The organism is Microbacterium karelineae (assembly GCF_009745985.1).
In the GTDB taxonomy this organism is placed as follows: Bacteria; Actinomycetota; Actinomycetes; order Actinomycetales; family Microbacteriaceae; genus Microbacterium; species Microbacterium karelineae.
In genome coordinates this window covers 1-1,405 of sequence record NZ_WFIX01000135.1, presented here as the reverse complement: position 1 = coordinate 1,405, position 1,405 = coordinate 1, and the positions used below count along the sequence as shown (strand labels likewise).

1 protein-coding gene is annotated in these 1,405 nt (G+C 39.9%); it reads right to left on the bottom strand.

The window, feature by feature from the left end:
• Positions 1-1,405: succinate dehydrogenase (quinone) flavoprotein subunit (gene sdhA / locus GB932_RS22240; RefSeq protein WP_156758944.1), on the bottom strand; the 1,405-nt coding region annotated here is incomplete at both ends.

Sequence of the window (1,405 nt, the reverse complement as noted above, 5' to 3'; positions counted from 1 at the left end):
GATCAGTTCTTCTTTATGCAACACTTCCGCGTTGATATCGTCTCCCTGATATTCCCAAGCTCCGACGTATTTGTAGTTTACGTCGTCTCTTTCCGCTTCTCCGTCCGGAGTTGAATGATCTTCACGGAAATGTCCACCACAAGATTCGTTTCTGTGCAGTGCATCGATAGCCATTAATTGTCCAAGCTCAAGGAAGTCTGCTACTCTGAATGCTTTTTCAAGCTCAGTGTTCATTCCTTCTCCTTCTCCCGGAACTTTTACGTTTTTCCAGAAATTGTTTCTTACTTCTTCAATTTCCTTGATCGCTTCTCTTAACCCTTCAGGAGTTCTTCCCATTCCTACTTTATTCCACATAATGTTTCCTAACTGCTTGTGGAAATAGTCAACAGAATGAGTTCCTTTATTGTTTAAGAAGAAATTAATTTTCTCTTTAATTCCTTTTTCAGCCTCATCAAATGGTGCAGAATTGGTAGGAATAGCTCCTGTTCTGATATCTGCAGAAAGGTAATCTGCAATTGTGTAAGGAAGTACAAAATATCCATCAGCAAGACCCTGCATCAATGCAGAAGCACCCAGTCTGTTTGCCCCGTGATCTGAGAAGTTAGCCTCACCGATTACGAAACATCCAGGGATTGTAGACTGAAGATTATAATCAACCCAAACACCACCCATTGTATAGTGAACTGCAGGATAGATCTTCATTGGAGTTTTGTAAGGATCATCAGCGGTAATTTTTTCGTACATTACGAATAGGTTACCATACTTCTCCTCAACCCACTTCTTACCAAGATCATAGATCTGCTGATCTGTAGGGTTATGAATATGTTTTTCGATAGCGGCTTCTTTACCTTTTTTCATGATCTCTGTAGAGAAATCAAGGTAAACACCTTCTTTAGTATCATTATTTTCAATTCCGTATCCGGCATCACATCTTTCCTTAGCAGCTCTTGAAGCAACGTCTCTAGGTACAAGGTTACCGAATGCAGGATATCTTCTTTCCAGATAATAATCTCTATCTTCTTCTTTAATATTTTCAGGTCTTAATTTACCTTCTCTGATCGCTACTGAATCTTCAATTTTCTTAGGAACCCAGATTCTTCCTGAGTTTCTTAATGATTCAGACATCAAAGTCAGTTTAGACTGCTGTGTTCCGTGAACAGGAATACAAGTAGGGTGAATCTGTACGTAGCATGGGTTTGCGAAGTAAGCTCCTTTCTTGTGGATTTTCCACGCAGCAGAAACGTTAGATCCCATTGCATTGGTAGAAAGGAAATATACGTTTCCGTATCCTCCTGAAGCAATTACCACTGCGTGAGCAGAGTGTCTTTCAATTTCTCCTGTTACAAGGTTTCTTGCAATAATTCCTCTTGCTTTTCCGTCAACAATAACAAGATCCAACATCTCA